Origin of the sequence: Actinomycetospora atypica (assembly GCF_042653685.1) — a bacterium.
In the GTDB taxonomy this organism is placed as follows: Bacteria; Actinomycetota; Actinomycetes; order Mycobacteriales; family Pseudonocardiaceae; genus Actinomycetospora; species Actinomycetospora atypica.
The window spans coordinates 203,171-217,906 of record NZ_JBHSIV010000002.1 but is presented as its reverse complement, the minus strand read 5'-3'; the positions used below and the strand labels follow the sequence as shown (position 1 = coordinate 217,906).

General features: G+C 67.9%; 16 protein-coding genes, 1 tRNA gene and 1 pseudogene. 10 read left to right on the top strand and 8 right to left on the bottom strand.

Features of this window, described 5'->3' with window-relative positions; all coding sequences use genetic code 11:
• Positions 1-49: 49 nt before the first annotated feature.
• Positions 50-1,426, bottom strand: a complete 1,377-nt coding sequence (locus ACFPBZ_RS02830) for a hypothetical protein (RefSeq protein ID WP_378034481.1) — start codon at positions 1,424-1,426, stop codon at positions 50-52.
• Positions 1,423-2,370 carry a hypothetical protein gene (locus ACFPBZ_RS02825; protein WP_378034480.1) on the bottom strand — a complete coding sequence of 316 codons (948 nt, stop codon included), beginning with the start codon at positions 2,368-2,370 and terminating at the stop codon, positions 1,423-1,425. Before ACFPBZ_RS02825 ends, ACFPBZ_RS02830 begins: the two co-directional genes overlap by 4 nt.
• Positions 2,371-2,468: 98 nt before the next feature.
• Between ACFPBZ_RS02825 and ACFPBZ_RS02820 the strand changes: the two genes are divergently transcribed.
• From ACFPBZ_RS02820 to ACFPBZ_RS02795, 6 genes are all read left to right on the top strand, one after another.
• Complete coding sequence (locus tag ACFPBZ_RS02820; RefSeq protein ID WP_378034479.1) at positions 2,469-2,987, top strand: Uma2 family endonuclease; 519 nt, start codon at positions 2,469-2,471, stop codon at positions 2,985-2,987.
• A 262-nt stretch (positions 2,988-3,249) separates the two neighbouring features.
• Complete coding sequence (locus ACFPBZ_RS02815) at positions 3,250-3,483, top strand: DUF433 domain-containing protein (protein WP_378034478.1); 234 nt, start codon at positions 3,250-3,252, stop codon at positions 3,481-3,483.
• 349 nt (positions 3,484-3,832) lie between these two features.
• Complete coding sequence (locus ACFPBZ_RS02810; RefSeq protein WP_378034477.1) at positions 3,833-4,516, top strand: hypothetical protein; 684 nt, start codon at positions 3,833-3,835, stop codon at positions 4,514-4,516.
• On the top strand, positions 4,513-6,009 hold the full coding sequence (locus tag ACFPBZ_RS02805; RefSeq protein WP_378034476.1) for an SIR2 family protein: 1,497 nt from the start codon (positions 4,513-4,515) through the stop codon (positions 6,007-6,009). Before ACFPBZ_RS02810 ends, ACFPBZ_RS02805 begins: the two co-directional genes overlap by 4 nt.
• The gene (locus ACFPBZ_RS02800; RefSeq protein ID WP_378034475.1) at positions 6,009-6,938 is read left to right on the top strand and encodes a Tn7 transposase TnsA N-terminal domain-containing protein; all 930 of its coding nucleotides are present in this window, start codon (positions 6,009-6,011) and stop codon (positions 6,936-6,938) included. The genes ACFPBZ_RS02805 and ACFPBZ_RS02800 overlap by 1 nt, the downstream gene beginning before the upstream one ends.
• Before the next feature lie 136 nt (positions 6,939-7,074).
• Positions 7,075-7,145: transfer RNA gene (locus ACFPBZ_RS02795), tRNA-Trp, on the top strand.
• 72 nt (positions 7,146-7,217) lie between these two features.
• On the opposite strand, the pseudogene ACFPBZ_RS02790 reads toward ACFPBZ_RS02795, so the two are convergent.
• Positions 7,218-7,361, bottom strand: a pseudogene (locus ACFPBZ_RS02790) (ComEC/Rec2 family competence protein); the annotation flags it as partial.
• Between the two features lie 80 nt (positions 7,362-7,441).
• Here ACFPBZ_RS02790 and ACFPBZ_RS02785 point away from each other — a divergent pair.
• Positions 7,442-7,933, top strand: a complete 492-nt coding sequence (locus ACFPBZ_RS02785; RefSeq protein ID WP_378034474.1) for a hypothetical protein — start codon at positions 7,442-7,444, stop codon at positions 7,931-7,933.
• Between the two features lie 189 nt (positions 7,934-8,122).
• Here the strand turns inward: ACFPBZ_RS02785 and ACFPBZ_RS02780 are convergent, their stop codons facing one another.
• The 3 genes from ACFPBZ_RS02780 to ACFPBZ_RS02770 form a co-directional block, all read right to left on the bottom strand.
• Positions 8,123-8,899 (bottom strand): DUF4190 domain-containing protein, encoded by a 777-nt coding sequence (locus ACFPBZ_RS02780; protein WP_378034473.1) that lies wholly within the window; start codon positions 8,897-8,899, stop codon positions 8,123-8,125.
• Between the two features lie 346 nt (positions 8,900-9,245).
• Entirely contained in the window at positions 9,246-9,527 is a 282-nt protein-coding gene (locus ACFPBZ_RS02775) for a hypothetical protein (protein WP_378034472.1), read from the bottom strand.
• Complete coding sequence (locus ACFPBZ_RS02770; protein WP_378034471.1) at positions 9,524-10,210, bottom strand: hypothetical protein; 687 nt, start codon at positions 10,208-10,210, stop codon at positions 9,524-9,526. The genes ACFPBZ_RS02775 and ACFPBZ_RS02770 overlap by 4 nt, the downstream gene beginning before the upstream one ends.
• 322 nt (positions 10,211-10,532) lie before the next feature.
• Between ACFPBZ_RS02770 and ACFPBZ_RS02765 the strand changes: the two genes are divergently transcribed.
• The 3 genes from ACFPBZ_RS02765 (at position 10,533) to ACFPBZ_RS02755 (ending at position 13,270) form a co-directional block, all read left to right on the top strand.
• On the top strand, positions 10,533-11,177 hold the full coding sequence (locus tag ACFPBZ_RS02765) for a hypothetical protein (RefSeq protein ID WP_378034470.1): 645 nt from the start codon (positions 10,533-10,535) through the stop codon (positions 11,175-11,177).
• Complete coding sequence (locus tag ACFPBZ_RS02760; protein WP_378034469.1) at positions 11,174-12,019, top strand: hypothetical protein; 846 nt, start codon at positions 11,174-11,176, stop codon at positions 12,017-12,019. The genes ACFPBZ_RS02765 and ACFPBZ_RS02760 overlap by 4 nt, the downstream gene beginning before the upstream one ends.
• Positions 12,020-12,526: 507 nt before the next feature.
• A complete protein-coding gene (locus ACFPBZ_RS02755; RefSeq protein ID WP_378034468.1) occupies positions 12,527-13,270 on the top strand; it encodes a hypothetical protein in 744 nt (247 codons plus the stop codon).
• Here the strand turns inward: ACFPBZ_RS02755 and ACFPBZ_RS02750 are convergent.
• Together ACFPBZ_RS02750 and ACFPBZ_RS02745 are read right to left on the bottom strand one after the other, a co-directional pair.
• Positions 13,257-13,925, bottom strand: coding sequence for a recombinase family protein (locus tag ACFPBZ_RS02750; RefSeq protein WP_378034467.1), 669 nt, complete (start codon positions 13,923-13,925; stop codon positions 13,257-13,259). The two genes, ACFPBZ_RS02755 and ACFPBZ_RS02750, sit on opposite strands and share 14 nt — an antisense overlap.
• Positions 13,926-14,023: 98 nt before the next feature.
• On the bottom strand, positions 14,024-14,674 hold the full coding sequence (locus ACFPBZ_RS02745) for a hypothetical protein (protein WP_378034466.1): 651 nt from the start codon (positions 14,672-14,674) through the stop codon (positions 14,024-14,026).
• Positions 14,675-14,736: the final 62 nt, after the last annotated feature.

Sequence of the window (14,736 nt, the reverse complement as noted above, 5' to 3'; positions counted from 1 at the left end):
GAGGTCGGCCTCCTGCTCAAGCCCGGCCCACTCCGGATGACGCCGAGCGCTATGGCCGAGCGGTGGACGACCCGGCGAACACGTTGGCGTCGAGGAGCAGCACCGCGTCGGGATCGGCGAGCCAGGCCTCGAACTCGTTGGCGTCGTCGAACGGCCATGACTCTGCGCCAGTGTCCAAGTCCTCCCGGGTGACCTTGCCGACGAGGACCTCTCCAGGCGGAGGGTCCACCACAGCTGACGGGTCAACGAGCGGGCCCGGCGTGCGCTCCGGATCGAGGTCTTCCCGCGCCACCGAGCCTCGGATGGCGTCAGTGACAATCGTGGAGCACCACTGGCCAACGAGCCCACCTACAAGAGCGCCCACCAGAGGGATCGGGATCACCGCCTGCCCGAACGCGCCACCCGCCCAGCTGGCGCCGCTTGCGAACGTCGACTCGCACGCCCGGAGTGCGAACTCCGAGACACCGATGTCGCCCCGCGCGAACGCTAACGCCGACTCGGCAATGCCGACCACCGCACCAGCGACAGCACCGGCGGGGACCCTCCCGACGACGGAGGCAGCGACACCACCGCGGGTGACGGCGAACTGGAGCGAAGCCCCGACTCCGGCGACTGCGCCGCTCCGGACACCCGCCGCCAGCGCCGATCCCACCACCGCGCGCGCCGCGTCGGCCACCGACATCTCGCCTGTCTGGACCGGCCCGATGTGCTGCACCGCCTCGACCACGCCCGAGAACACGGCGCCGATCGCCGCTCCGGTGAGGGTCGCGGCAGCAATCTGTCGGCCCGCATTCACGGCAAGGGCGCGGTTGGCCCACCGCCGCGGGTCCTGCGCGGCGCGGTGAACCTCCCCGTACGGGATCGGGGCGCTCTCCACGCCGTCCATGCGAAGTCGGTCGGTCAGGTGCGCCCGCGCATCGGCGTGCTCAGACACCCGGAGCGGGTTCAGGCCTCGTGCGAGCCGGTCGTCGTAGAACGCCTCAGCGCACTGGTACTGGTTGTAAGGAACGAGGCGGTCCAGGCCCCGATAGGTCGGTGCGGCCATACGCGCCGCCGCCCGGGCGGCGTTCTGGTAGAGCTTGGCCTGCACCTCGCGGACCGCGCCTGAGGCTCCGACGATCCGAATGTCGGCCGCAGCGTGGGGGGAGCCGAGAAACGCGGTGACGGATGCTCGGGCGCGCTCACCGAGCGCGATCGCCTGCCGGTTGAACGCGTCCGCGCTCATCAGCTCGAAGAGGAACCCGGCGAGCTGCTCGTGGCTTTGTTTCCCGTGGCAGGCCACCAACTGCTCGACATCGAGGCAGGTCTGGGCAGAACGGGCGGTCTGTTCCACGAGTCGCTGGGTCGCGATGCGGATGGCCTCGCCGATGGCGGGCTCGAGCCCGATAGCGACGGTCCGTGGCGCCCGCGAGGGATCGTCGCTCACCGAAAACCGCCATCGTGATAGACCCGGAGCCAGCGGTGGGCGTCGGCGAGCGCCCCGCCGTCGAGATCCGCGACGGCGCCCGAGCCATCGACTAACGGAGCGCGCATAAGTCGGGTGATCACGGCGACGACGCTGACCATCGCCGCGACGCGGGCGCGATCGGCGCTGCTCCAGAGACGGACGTCGTCGAGGTCCTCGATGGTCGCCGTGAACGCGCCGAGCGCTCCGAGGCCCGCGTCGAGGAGGCGGTGCAGGACCTCCCTGAGGTGCTCCGCGCGGAGCAGCACCGCGTCGACGCGCATCTCCTCCTGGACGAGCCGCGCGGCCGCGCGGTCCAGCTCGGCCTTATTCCGGCCGTCATTCTTCAAGTCACGGCGACCCAACACGGTGCCAAGTCCAAGCCCGACGACGAGCGCAGGGACGACCACGACCCCACCGATGACAGTCGCGCCCGCGGCCATTCCTCCGCCGCCCGCGGCCAAGGACCCGCCGCCGAGGAAGGCCAGGGTCGCGTTGCCGGCGGCCGCACCGGCGAGGGCCGCGATCGGGGTGCCGGTCGACGCCACCCCGAACGCCCCAACCGCAGCGTAGGTCGCTGCCCCCAATCCGGCGCCGGCCGTGGCTCCGCCCCCGGCCCCGCCGAGCAACGTCCGCCCGGCCCTGAGGGTCGCCTCGAGGTTCGAGATCAGCTCGATCACAGGCATAGCCCTGACACCGGGCATCTCGAAATCGTCGAAGTCGGCGAGGTGCACGTTCTTCACCAGCGAGAACGCCGTCGCGAACGGCGCGAGAACGTCGCGGTGGATTCGCGCCCGCAGAACGTCCTGCCGCAATTCCTCGTCCGTGCACCGGTCCACGAGGGCGGCGCGCTGCTGCTCGAGCTGCCGGAGGCGGTCGCGGTTCTCCGACGCCTTGCGCCTTGCCTCAATGATCGCGATCGCCATCGCCCGTCCCCGCCCATCCCCCGACGACGCGGCCCACCCGCGTCTTCAGTGGTGTCTTTCGCAGGGCGACCGACGGCGTTACGCGGGACCCTTCGACCATGAGAGCCGAAGTCCCGGAATCGCTGCTGGCAGAGCGCCGCTCGCGTGGGCTCGACCGACGCGACGAGCTCTGGGACGGAGTCCTGCACATGGTGCCCCCACCCGCTGATGCACGTCAGGGGTTGTCGACGGAGCTCGTCATCCTGCTCGGTCAGCTGGCCAAGGGCCGCGGGCTCGTGCCACGTATCGAGACCGGCCTGTTCCGCAGTAGCGACGACTACAGGGTGCCCGAGCAGCTCTACCGGCGGCCCGAGGACGGGTCCACCCGCGGCGCCGAGGGCGCGGAGCTCGTCGTCGAGATCCTGTCTCCGCAGGACGAGACCCTCGCGAAGCTGCCCTGGTACGACGAAATAGGGGTGCGGGAGGTGCTCATCCTCGACCCCGCGACGCGGGCGTCAACGCTATACCGCGCCGGGCAGGTGGTCGAGCCCGCGCACTCCGAGGTGCTGGGCGTGACCTTCCGGACCGTCGACGGCCGACTGCAGCTGACCTCGGAAGGCGGAGAGGTCATCATCTGACTGGCTGGCGACTCGACGTGGTTGAGCGGCCGCGTCAGCCAAGGCCAGCTGCCGCAGGACATCGGGCATCGGCGCATCCGCCCCTTCGCGCCCCGAGGTCGAACGGCTTCATGCCGGCCTTGGCGCGCGTCGCGGCGAACGGCCCGGTAGACCGATTCGGGCTGGCTAGCGACGATTGGGTGGCGGCACTAGTCATGCGAGCAGGCTGCCGAGGGCAGTCGCGAGCGATCACGGCGACGTGTACGAGCAGTACGGTCATCCCGTGTCCCGGCTCGACCGCATCGTCACCAACCCCGCCGTCTGCCGCGGCCAGCCGACAGTTCGCGGGCTCCGCATCCCGGTGACGACGGTGCTTGAGCTTCTTGCCGCCGACATGACCTTCGAGGAGATTCTCGAGGACTACCCCGACCTCGAGCGTGACGACCTGCTTGCCTCCCTCGAGTTCGGCGCGTTGGCGACCAGACGAGGATGGACAACCCCACTCGGCGATGCGTGAGGTCCCTCGTCGGCGCTCCGCTACCAGTCGAGGGACCTGAGCCTCAAGTCCAACGGCCTCAGGTCGTGGTTGCGACCGTCACGGGCAGGCCCTACCCCGCACTCACCCGCGTCCTGGACCGCCTCGTCGGACGCCGGTCGACCTGGGCGACACCAGCCTGCCCGCTCGGTCACGGTGTCGACCAACCTCCAGCGCACACAAACAGCACCGGCCGGGAGGCCCAGGTGTTCGACGCGCTGCCGGACCTCGAGGAGGACGCGTCTGCGTCGCGCTCGCGCGGTAGTGACCAGCAATCGACCGGCCGTGACCTTTTCGTAACGGTCGTCGACCTTCGGACGACCAGCCATGCGTGCCTGACGATGATCTCGACGAGTTCCGCTGGGACAGCATCCTCGACCGAGGCGACCTCAACGCCGAACTCTTCGCCACCCGCGACCAGCTCGCTGATGCGGCGCGGGCCGGACGATGGACCGAAGTCCTGGCGATCCTCGACGAGGACCATCCGTTCTCCGAGATGATCACCGTCAACAGCATCCGTGTCGGCGGCACGTCCGGATTCGCGCCCCTGCACCAGGCTGCCTGGCACGGTGCCGACCTCGACGTCGTGAGCGCTCTCCTCGAACGTGGAGCCTGGCGCACGCTGCGTACCTCGGCGGGCGAAACGGCCGAGTCCATCGCCCGCCGGAAGGGCCACGATCGGGTGGCCGACGGCGTGGCCTGGCCGTCCCCGCACCTCGGCGACACCAGGCTCGCCGACATGGAGACCTACCTGGCGGCGCTGATCACCGTGCGGGCCCGCCAGCTCGACAAGAGCCACCGCATGCCGGAGCTCGGGCCGCTCGAGGAGTACCCGGAGGCGAAGTTCTGGTGCCCGATCTCCGGCATGTACGGCGGCTTCAGCTACCACTGGCTGGACCCAGGCGGCAGGTCCGTGCTGGAAGTGAGCAACTGGTCGCGAGTCGTGGGCGGCTCGGGCCAGCGGCACCACATCTCGGAAAACGGCGTGACCTTGGTGGAGGTCGGCTTCGCATGAGCGATGGCCACGTGTTCGCGATCCGGGCGGACCTGACCCACCTCGCGTGCGACGACATCGTCGTGCCCACCGACCGGTTCCTGAACATCAGTGACCACTGGCTCGAGGTCCTGGGTGGCCGCCGACCGCAACGGGACGACCTGGACGTCGAGCGGGACGTGTGGGAGAAGCGACGGTTCGCACGCTTCACCCGGGTTCCCGATGACGGGCCGCGGGTCTGGCTCGTCGATACCGGCGGCACCGGGACCGAGCCCGTCGGGTGGTACACCGACGCGCTCTGCAACGTCCTGGAGGCGACTGCCGCCCTCGGGGACGCGCCACGGCATCGTAGGGAACGGCGCCTGACGGCCATGCCGCTGGTCGGGGTCGGGCAGGGCTGGATGAAAGACAACCACGGTGATGTGATCACCGGGGTGCTCGACCTGTTGGACGAGCGCGCGGCAGATGGTCAGGACACCGCGCTCGTGTTGTGGACTGCCCGGGACCACGCCGCTGTCCAACACGTCCGGCGGCTCCGCAACCAGATGCTGCCCGAGGAGACGCAGGAAGCGACGGCGAACTCGTTGGCCAACCGCGCGCGCCGTCGGGAACTCGCCCTCTTCCTCGGCGCAGGGGTAAGTGCCAGCGCCGGTCTGCCGCTGTGGGGCCCTCTCCTCGAGAGTCTGCTGTCGCAGGCCGGGGTAGGCGCGAAAGAAACGGAGGCCATCGCCAAGCTCGACGCGCGGGACGCGGCCACGCTCGCCGTCCGGAGGCTCGGGGGGACCTCGAAGCTCCCGGAGGCGCTGCGCGCGATCCTCACCCAGCACCGCTACGGGCTGGCGCACGCGCTGCTCGCGGCCCTGCCGGTCGATCAGACCGTGACGACCAACTACGACCGGCTCTTCGAGACCACTCGTCAGGATCAGGGCCGGCCGGTGGCGGTGCTGCCGTTCGAGACCCCGAAGCAGGAGTGGCTGCTCAAGGTCCACGGGGACCTCGACCACGACGACGGCATCGTCCTGACCCGCGAGGACTACCTGCGGTTCGGGGAGCGGAGCGGCGCGCTGGCCGGAGTCGTGCAGGGCATGTTGATGACCAAGCACGTGCTCTTCGCCGGCTTCTCCTTCACCGACGAGAACCTCTTCCGCATGGCACACGCCACGAAGCAGGCGCTGGAGTCGGCGGGACGACCTCGGTCGATGGGAACGGCGCTGGAGCTGCGGGGTGACCAGGTCAAGCAGTCGCTGTGGGAGGGCGAGCTGGACTACCTGTCCATGGGTGGGCCGGACACGGCGACCGCCGCCCGCAAGCTCGAGATCTTCCTGGATCGGGTCGCGCAGCTCTCAATCGACGACGAGTCCTTCCTGCTCGATCCCGCCTACGACTCGCTGAAGTCGAACTTCGACCTGCAAGTGGCGGGCGAGCTTCTCGCCCTCGCCGAGCGGATGGAGGACGTCGGCATGGCTCACGGTCGCGTCGACGAGTTGCTGCGGTCCTTGGGCTGGCGGAACTGATGGCGGAGACGGCGCCGACCGACCGCGCCGTCCTGGAGCGGCACCACGCCCTCGTCGTCGGCGACAACGCCTGGCAACGACGGGCCCGGCTCCGCCAGGCGCTGTGGCGGGAGCGGCAGGGCCTGGCCGTCGGGCTGCACCGGGGCGCGCCGCTCGGCTCCCGATTGACCGAGGCCGACGGTCGCCCTCCCCGGATGGCCAACTACCTCACCCCGACGATCCGCGAGGTCGTGCGGCGTGCCCTGGCCGACCGACAGCGCGGCGCGCTGTTCGCCGAACCACGGCTCTGGGTCGACCTGCTCTCCAGCCAGCCCCTGTGCTTCAACCTCTTCGGCGAGCTCGCCGCCGACCTCGAACTGGCGACGGAGGTGTGCCGCACCTGGTGGCCTCGCCGGATCGAGGCGGTGGAGTCGATCGCCTTCGAGTGGTCTCCCGGTCGCGGCGACCTGAGGTACACGGGCACCAAGAGTGCCTTCGACGTCTTCGTCACCTACCGGGGACCGCGAGGGCGCGGCTTCGTCGCGATCGAGGTCAAGTACCACGAGGACCTGCGCGGCGGCGCCGCCCGCAACGACGAGCGCTACCGGACACTCTCCCTCTCGCACCGTCTGACCTCGGAAGCGGCGCTGCCCGAACTCGAGACCCCGCCCCTCCAGCAGCTGTGGTTCGACCACCTCCTCGCTCTCCAGATGCTCTCGGTGGATGCCGACCACTGGCAGGAGGGCCTGTTCGTCGTCGTCCACCCCGCCGAGAACCGGCACTGCGCGGACGCTGTCGCGCGATACCGCGAGCTCCTGAGCCGACACGACACCTTCGACGTCCTCACCCTGGAGGACGCGGTCGACGGCCTCATGAGGATCACGAGCGCGCCGTGGGTCGCGGCCTTGAGGGAGCGCTATCTGGGGGAAGTGGCGCCACGGAGCAACTGACCTGGAGGCGATCAAGGGCGGTTCCGGAGACGGCTCCGGCGCGGCTGAGCGCGTCGAGGAGCAGGCGCCGTCGGCCGCGCCTGCGAGCGGCCCGCTCCCATGTGCTGGCTCCCACGCGCCGTCCTCGAGGCGCACTCGGCGTGTAGCTCAGCAGGAGAGCACCGGGCTCCAGAGCCGGAGGGCGCAGGGCAGCACCTGCCACGTCGCCATGCGGTGTGACCGAGCTCGAGCTCGTGGTCCCTCTCGACGTGCTGGCGGGCCGCGCAGCCCCATCGCCCCGGCGCGCAGCACGCTCGGCGACGGCCGCGCGAGCACCACGAACCCGATCAACGCGAGGACCGCCAGCACCGCTCCCGTGCGGGGCCCGAGCCGGACGAGCCGCACCAGCAGCAGCACCGCCCCCAGCACGAAGGCCACGTTCGAGCCGCTGACTGATCGTCAGAGGGATGAGTCTCGGATGCTACTAGGACGCGGATCACTCCGGACTAAATGGAGCCACCGACATGGCACGTGCACCGCGTAGGAAGCCGTCGCAGACAGCACCGAAGGACGAAGCGACGGAGCCGGCCTCTGAGCCGACGACGGACACACCGAGCGAGAGCACGACCGAGAGCACGGCTGACGACGGCGCTGAGCGCATCGTCAATCTCTCGGACTACGAGCGGCCGGAAGACGTCACGGACGTGAATCTGAGCGACGTGAGCCGCTGTCCGCTCGCGGCCGTGTGCGAAGCGTGCGGAGGCACGGAAGACCGAGCACTGATCGCGGTCGACTCCGAAGCGTTCGGGGTGCTGTGCATGACCGTGTGTCTCGACTGCTTCGACATGGATCCGCTGCCGGATCTCGACTGGAACGAAGCGGTCCGACGGATCACTGCACACTCCAGCCACCTCGGTGTGACGGTCGATGTGCTCTACGCGGCCGTGCGCGCTGAGAAGGACGCAGAGAAGGCCGCTGAGGCTGCCGCTGAGACGTCGGAGCAGGCCTCGGCGTGACTCCGGCGGCATACGCCGTCGTACTCGCGCTAGTCGCGAACGCTCTGAGCACGGTTGCGATCGTGCTCGGAGTGCTCGCGCTACGCGCCGTGCGAGGCCGACACAGAGGCCCGTTCCCCTACAAGTAGTCGCAGGACCAGGACGGCCGGACCCGACTTCCCCCGGGCCCGGCCGTTTTCATGTCGACTGTCAGCGGTTGCCGAGGCTCGACGCGTAGCACTGCGCGTAAGCGCCGCGCTTGGTCTCGGTACTGATCACGTTGCCCTTGTCGTCCTTCACCGTGCAGGTGATCCAGGCGTTGCCCTTGCTGCTGGACGTCGAGGCCCCGAGCGAGTTCACGCCGCCATTGGGCTCCGGGGTGACGGTCTTCTTCCACGGCAGTTTCTTGCTGTGGTCGCCCAGGCCGCTCTCGTGCTGGTAGGTCGCGTAGCTGTCGCCGTTGGAGTCCGTGTAGTTGAAGAACAAGGCCGGGTAGTTGCCGGTGACCTCGTACGTGTAGCTGGTCGGCTTCGGCGCCTCGGCCGTGGGCGCGGAGTACGACGGAGCTGCGTAAGTCGGGGCCTGCTGCGAGTAGCCGTAGCTCGGGGTCCCAGCGGAGATGTTGTTCAGGTCGTTCGTGAGCGTGTTGGTCGCCTGGAAGACGATCACGATGCCCCAGATGCCCAGCGCCAGCGCGACGACGCCGAGGCCAGCTCCTGCGATCGTCATCTTCTTGTTCGTGGCGAGACGCTGTTGCACCCGGCCGAACCCGAGCATGCCGAAGACGAGCGCCAGCAGACCGAGGATGACGGCCAAGAACCCCGTGAACGGCACCAGACCGAAGACCAGGCCAACCAGCGCCAGGCAGAGCGCGGCGATACCGAAGGCGTTCCGTGGCGGTGGCGGTGGCGGTGGCGCCTGGGGTGGGAACCATCCCGACGGGGGCTGCATCGGCCCAACTGAAGGAGGCGGCATCTGCTGGGTCATCGGTGGCTCCGCGATGAGAAGGGGATCTAGCGGCGATGAGTTCGCCTAGTAGTCGCACGCCGTTACAAGACGATCCCAGCCATCACCCATTTGCCGGTAAAGGTCTCGATCGAGCCCTGCACCGCTACTCGCAGGCGAGACTAATCCCGTGACCTGCGACTACCTCCATGACGACGAGGACGACTTGCCGGTGCCGGAGCTGCCCCCTCACGTCGAGGAGGCAGTCCGAGCGTCACTGGAGCTGGCGAGCAAGACCACGCCGTACGAGGGCCATCTACGTCTGGCCGCCTTCGCACTTGAAGGCCTACGAACTCAGCCCCGCTGACTTCCCCTCGGTCAACGAAGCTCAGGACGTCTTAGCGCCCCACTCCTCGACGACAGAGCGGCCCCGTGGAGTGAGCTCGACCGGCGTGTCGTACTTGGCGACCTCGACCGTTTCGATGTAGCCCTCGGACTTCGCGGACTGCACGGCCGCTACGCGCTCATCGATCGTGACCGGCTCTCCGTCGACCGTCCAGTCCTGCCCCGGGATGTCCGCGCCCTTCCCAGCAGGTCCGCCGTGCGGCGTGTCGTACATGACCTGGAGAAGCGCGAGGACGACCTCTCCGACCCGCCCGGGTGCCGTCACTGGAACACCACCGCGAGGTCGAGGTTGTCCATCAGGAACTTGGCGATCGTGCTCACGCTGGCGATGGTGCCGACCGTCGTCAGGGCACCCTTCAGACGCTTGCCGGCCTTTCCTGCGTCCTCCGTCTTCTCGGGGTCCTTCGCGGTGCTCTGGACCTCCATGGCCGCCTCGCGAAGCTCCTGCGCACCCTCGACGCCCGGGGCGAGGTTCGCCAGCTCATGCGACGCGAGGCCGATGCGGTGAAGGAGGTCCGCGTCCTTCACCGTGACCGTCGTTTGCGTCTGGGTCTGGTGCTGCTCGACGTTCTTCGATCCCGCGACGATCGAGCTTTCGCTGACGCCCTCGAAGTTGTAGCTGCTGCCGTGGTTGTGGGTCACTGCGCCGCCTCCCCTCTGCGCTTCAAGCCACCTGCGCATGTCGCCGCCGTACTCCTCCACACAGTCGTGTCCTGAAGGCGTGAGTCGCACACGGAGGAGAACGTCTCGCTCGTTTGTCGGAAGACCTCTGATCAACTTCAGGTCCGCGGCTCGTGCCACGACCTTCTTGAGCTCAGGTTCGGTGATCGGCTGACCGTCGATCTCAGGGTTGCTCTCTAGGAAGATCTCTGGTTTCGACTGGTCGTCGCCAGGCCCCGCCAGCCAGTGAAGGAACTTCTTGCCGACTTCGTTGGTGCTGTTGGACATGGTGTTGGTGGATCCTCTCGTGGCGGCGCGCCGGACGGACGCGGGCCCGATGAGGGAAACACGGGGGTCCGACAGTCTTCGGGAACCACTCGCGTGCCCGGTGCGCGAGGAGGACGCCGCGACGGTCGACGGGGCCTAGAGCGCGGCGAGGGCGTCTCTGAGGCTGCAGGCAAAAGGATGGGCTCGACGGTCACGTTCAGGTGGCGGCTCTGGGACGGACCATCGAGGCACTTCACCAGGAGGACCTTTGCGCGCAACAGGCCGACTGCGCCGGGGAGATCGAGAAGTAGAAGCGCGCCGTTCGGGCCGCCCCGACTCACTCGTGGAAGGCTCCGCCTTCTGGCGCGACGTCTCGGTCAACGTCGTGGCGAACCTCATCGCGGGCTTCATCGCTGCTGGCATAGCCGCCCTGTTCATCTACCTAATTGCGTTCACGCCCACGGCTGACTCCGTCAGCACGGGGGCGCTTCTGTTCCAGTTGGTGGTCTTCGGCGGCTACACCTTGTCGACGCTCCGGCGAAGCAGGCGTGATCCAACCCGAGCACCGAGAGCGCTCTTCGCGGCCGCTCTGCTGATGGTGGCCATCGAGGCCGCGTTCTTGCTGGGAATAGCCCGTATAGCCCTCTTCACACCGGACAAGTGGACGCGACAGGAGTACACGTTGTGGCTGCTCACGTCTGGGACGAACTTCATTGGGGCTGCCCTCGTCGTCATCATCGCCAGGACGCTGAACCAGCGCGCCACGGAGCAGAAGCGTCGAGCAGAACGGACAGCGGCGATGAAGTCTCTGCGACGCAGGCGCAGCCCCTCGCGGCCGCCCCGAGTCCTTGGGAAGGCCGGCACAGAGGCCAGTTCCCCTACAAGTAGTCGCAGGACCAGGACGGCCGGACCCGACTTCCCCCGGCCCCGGCCGTTCGTGCGTTCCGAACCTGACAGTCGGGGGTGCCAGGCAGACTCCGAGACATGACGGACCATCACGAGGACGACGACCAGCAGGACAGGGACAAACACGACCCGGCTCACGACTATGAGGGCGAGGAGCCGGTTGACCTCTCGCCTGCGGTGGAGGAAGAGATCCAGCGCGTGGTGCGCGGCGCTCAGGAGGCCCTTGAACCCCTGGCACACCAGCAGGCCAAGAGGATCCAGGACATGCTCGGCGAGATCCTGCGTCCTCCGCAGATCCCGCCGATGCGCTTCGCGATGCCGATTCAGATCGTCCCGCCGCTCAAGTTCGACTTGCCGATCGGGCCCATCACCGCGTTGACCTTCAAGCCGCAGATCAGCCTCCTCCCGCCGATCACTACTCAGCTCGACGAGGTACTCGCGAATCTGCGCACGTCGTTCGCGCCTCCCACCTTCGACTTCTCCTGGCTCGCGGACAGCTTCAGGAAGTGGCGCGAGAGCCTTCTCCCGCCGAACCTCATCGACTTCGAGCTCTCGGAGCTCTTCCGGCTGACCGACATCGCGGAGGAGCAGCGGATCGGCGTCGTGTGGGCGCCGAGCGCTGAGGTGCTGCGGGAGCTGTTGGACGCCGATGACGAGCAGGCGCGTACGGCGGTCGTCGACCGGCACAGGGACCGCGTGGTCGACGAGTGCGCCGAGGTGCTGGCTGACTGCGAGGCCGACTGGCTCGTGGACCTCCCGGCACTCTTGAAGCGCGCGGTGGCTGCCTACCGGTCGGGGCATCCGGAAAGCGGTCAGGCTCTCGCGACCTCCGTGCTCGACACGGCGATCCACAAGCACTTCGCCGAGAAGATGAACTTCGTCAAGGCGCTCGCGAAGGAGAAGGGGCCGGACGCTCAGCTCTAGCAGTGGTTCGACGCAACAGTCATGGCCGGAATCCCGAGGACCTGGCACACGTACGAGTACGGCTCTGGCGAGACGCGCTACAACCGACACGGCACGGTCCACTGCGCCGACCTCACGGTCTACTCGCCCCTCAACGCCGCGCGAGCAATCGGCTTGACTACGACGCTCCTGCGGCGCATGCAGAAGATGGAGCCAGACAAGGGCGACGATGGCTCGTCGGGCGAGTGAGCCTGTCGGTGGGCTCGTGTAGGACGGGGGCGCCGCTCGCGCGATCGAGTCCATCAGCTGCGAACAACGAGGGGGTCCAGAGATGGAGCAAGCCCGCCCTAGGCGCGGTGAATGGTTCCAGATGCGGGATCGAGGCCGTGGCGATCACTCGGATGCTGAGGGGCCTCGCAGCCCGTTCGTCTTCCCCGAGCACAGCCGCTACGGCCAACGAGGTCCACAACGCGTAGCTGAGCCCTGCCCGGCAAGCGACCAGAATCCGTACGCCTCCCGATGGGGCTGGTGACCGTGCCCAAGAACGACGACAACAAGCTGCCGACGCCGGGCCTCGACGCACGCAACGCCCTGGTTGCCGCGGCCATGTCTGTCGGCGCGGGCACCGCGGCTGGCGGGTCACCTATGGTCGCCGTCGCTGCGGGTGGAGCGACGCTAGCCACGAACTTCGTCATCGGACTCCAGCAAAGGTGGGCCGCACAACGCGTGGGTTCGGCCGCGTGGGCGTACGAACAAGCCGCTGAGATCGTCGGAGGACTCGACGTCCTTAATGATCGAGCGTCCTCAACAGACGAGCGCCTGGAGTTAACCGCGAAGGTCCTCGAAGCCAGCGCTCAAACAAGCATGCCCAACAAGATCCGAGCGCTCGCACAGGTCCTCGCGGACGGCGTGACGGACGGGGGTGACGTCAACGAAGCGACCGTGCTGGCACTCGCGTTGAAGGATCTAGAGGGCTCGCACGTCGAAGTGCTCCGCGTCATGGCGACCACGCGTCCGATCGAGGCCGGACCTCCTGGCGAACGACGGCGGTCGAGCGAGGACTGGCAGCTAGGCGAGATTCGGGACCTGTCAGGGGTTCGGGTGTTCGAGGCGATTCTCGCTGTTCTGGTTCGCCACGGGCTCGTGACTGACTTCCACGACCGCAGCACATGGGCCACGATCGAGGCGGCTCGCTGGAACCTGACGCCTGTCGGCCATCGGTGCCTGGGGCTGCTTGGTTTGGAGGAGCCGACCGCAGTCACCGCTGACTAAGCAGGACGGCACGCACCGTCGACGGGTACCACCGCTGACCGCCCTGCGCGGTCGCAACGTCCTCGGCGGTCAATGCATCGGCGATCTTCGCGAACGAGGAGCCGGCCTCGCGCATCTCGACTACGCGCTCGACAAATTCGTCAGGAAGCGTGCGAAGACGGCCGAGCTTCACGCCTGCGGCCTTGCGGGCGGCGAGCGCATCCTTCGCGCGCTGGCTGATCATGCGGCGCTCTAGTTGGCCGAAGGTGGCCATGACGTTGGCCATCGCCTCTCCGGCCGAGGTGGAGGTGTCGACGCCGAGGTCTGATGCGACGAGGGTCCATCCGCTCTTCTGCGCGCGGTCGAGTAGTCCGGCCGCGTCGTGGACCGAGCGTGAGAGTCGGTCGAGCTTCGCGACGACTAGGGCGGCCGCGGTGCGGTCGTCCACGGCTCCGAGCGCCTCGGTGAGCGCCGGGCGACCGTCGAGGCTCTTGCCACTCACGCCCCGGTCCTCGAAGACCTCGACGAGTGTCCATCCGCGCCGGGCGCACTCGTGCTCGATGGTCATGCGCTGTGCGTCGAGTCCGGCGCCGCTGTCGGCCTGCTCGGCCGTGGACACGCGCAGGTAGCCGACCGCTGTGCCGCTCAGGGCGGTACGTCGATTCCTACGAGCCATCTCTGAATCATACAACAAACGGTCATATGCTGTATATCAAGGGCCTTACTATAGCTTCGCCCTCGGACTTACCCGCGCAACAGTTCAGTTTCACCGGCTCAACTACGACCTGGCTTTTCGATCGACGACATTGGCTGCGGGGACCAACGTAGAGTTTCTTGATGTGTCCAGATCGGCGCTGACTCGGCAACAGCGCTAGGGTCAGACGCTTCGACCACCGATAACGTGTACTTGACTGTTAGTTCCCGCGGCTGTTCCGAACGCATCAGATGATCGAACCTCGACTCGACCCGCTCGGGCACCCCGATGGACATGCCATGCAACCAGCCGTCAGTGCCCTCGATTCTCATGTAGTGGCCGTCCGGTTCAGTGGAAAACAGCGAGGCTTCAAACTTGAAGCGCCACAGGACCTTTTCTGGAACACCCTGTCGGACAGCATCGATCCCCCAGAATAGGCCACCAGGGCTGTGCTGTACCGATAGCGTAGTTCGGAAGCTCGGTCTGGCTTGTAGTCGGTAGGTGCGGTCCGCGGTATGCGCCTGACTCTTCGCTGACTCTGCGCTGGACTCAGCAGATTTCGCGTTCCCACGGGCGACGATGGCGGCGTAGATGGACACTACGCAGGCCACGAGGGCGACTGCTGCGGCGACCAGCGAGCTGTACGCGCTGAGTTGATCCACGGCGCCGAACGGTACTGATGGGTTGCCGCCGTGACAGTGAGCGGCGTGTCGGGCACGCTGCTTGGTCATGCGCCTGCTCAGGACGTGGCTCGTGTTCCGCTGTCAGGGTCGAGGGCTCAGCCTCGTGGACG

Excerpts from the sequence above, each read along its gene's own strand:
- ACFPBZ_RS02825 (WP_378034480.1), bottom strand. The coding sequence starts at position 2,370 with ATGGCGATCGCGATCATTGAGGCAAGGCGCAAGGCGTCGGAGAACCGC.
- ACFPBZ_RS02820 (WP_378034479.1), top strand. The coding sequence starts at position 2,469 with ATGAGAGCCGAAGTCCCGGAATCGCTGCTGGCAGAGCGCCGCTCGCGT.
- ACFPBZ_RS02805 (WP_378034476.1), top strand. The coding sequence starts at position 4,513 with ATGAGCGATGGCCACGTGTTCGCGATCCGGGCGGACCTGACCCACCTC.
- ACFPBZ_RS02800 (WP_378034475.1), top strand. The coding sequence starts at position 6,009 with ATGGCGGAGACGGCGCCGACCGACCGCGCCGTCCTGGAGCGGCACCAC.
- ACFPBZ_RS02785 (WP_378034474.1), top strand. The coding sequence starts at position 7,442 with ATGGCACGTGCACCGCGTAGGAAGCCGTCGCAGACAGCACCGAAGGAC.
- ACFPBZ_RS02780 (WP_378034473.1), bottom strand. The coding sequence starts at position 8,899 with ATGACCCAGCAGATGCCGCCTCCTTCAGTTGGGCCGATGCAGCCCCCG.
- ACFPBZ_RS02770 (WP_378034471.1), bottom strand. The coding sequence starts at position 10,210 with ATGTCCAACAGCACCAACGAAGTCGGCAAGAAGTTCCTTCACTGGCTG.
- ACFPBZ_RS02760 (WP_378034469.1), top strand. The coding sequence starts at position 11,174 with ATGACGGACCATCACGAGGACGACGACCAGCAGGACAGGGACAAACAC.
- ACFPBZ_RS02750 (WP_378034467.1), bottom strand. The coding sequence starts at position 13,925 with ATGGCTCGTAGGAATCGACGTACCGCCCTGAGCGGCACAGCGGTCGGC.
- ACFPBZ_RS02745 (WP_378034466.1), bottom strand. The coding sequence starts at position 14,674 with ATGACCAAGCAGCGTGCCCGACACGCCGCTCACTGTCACGGCGGCAAC.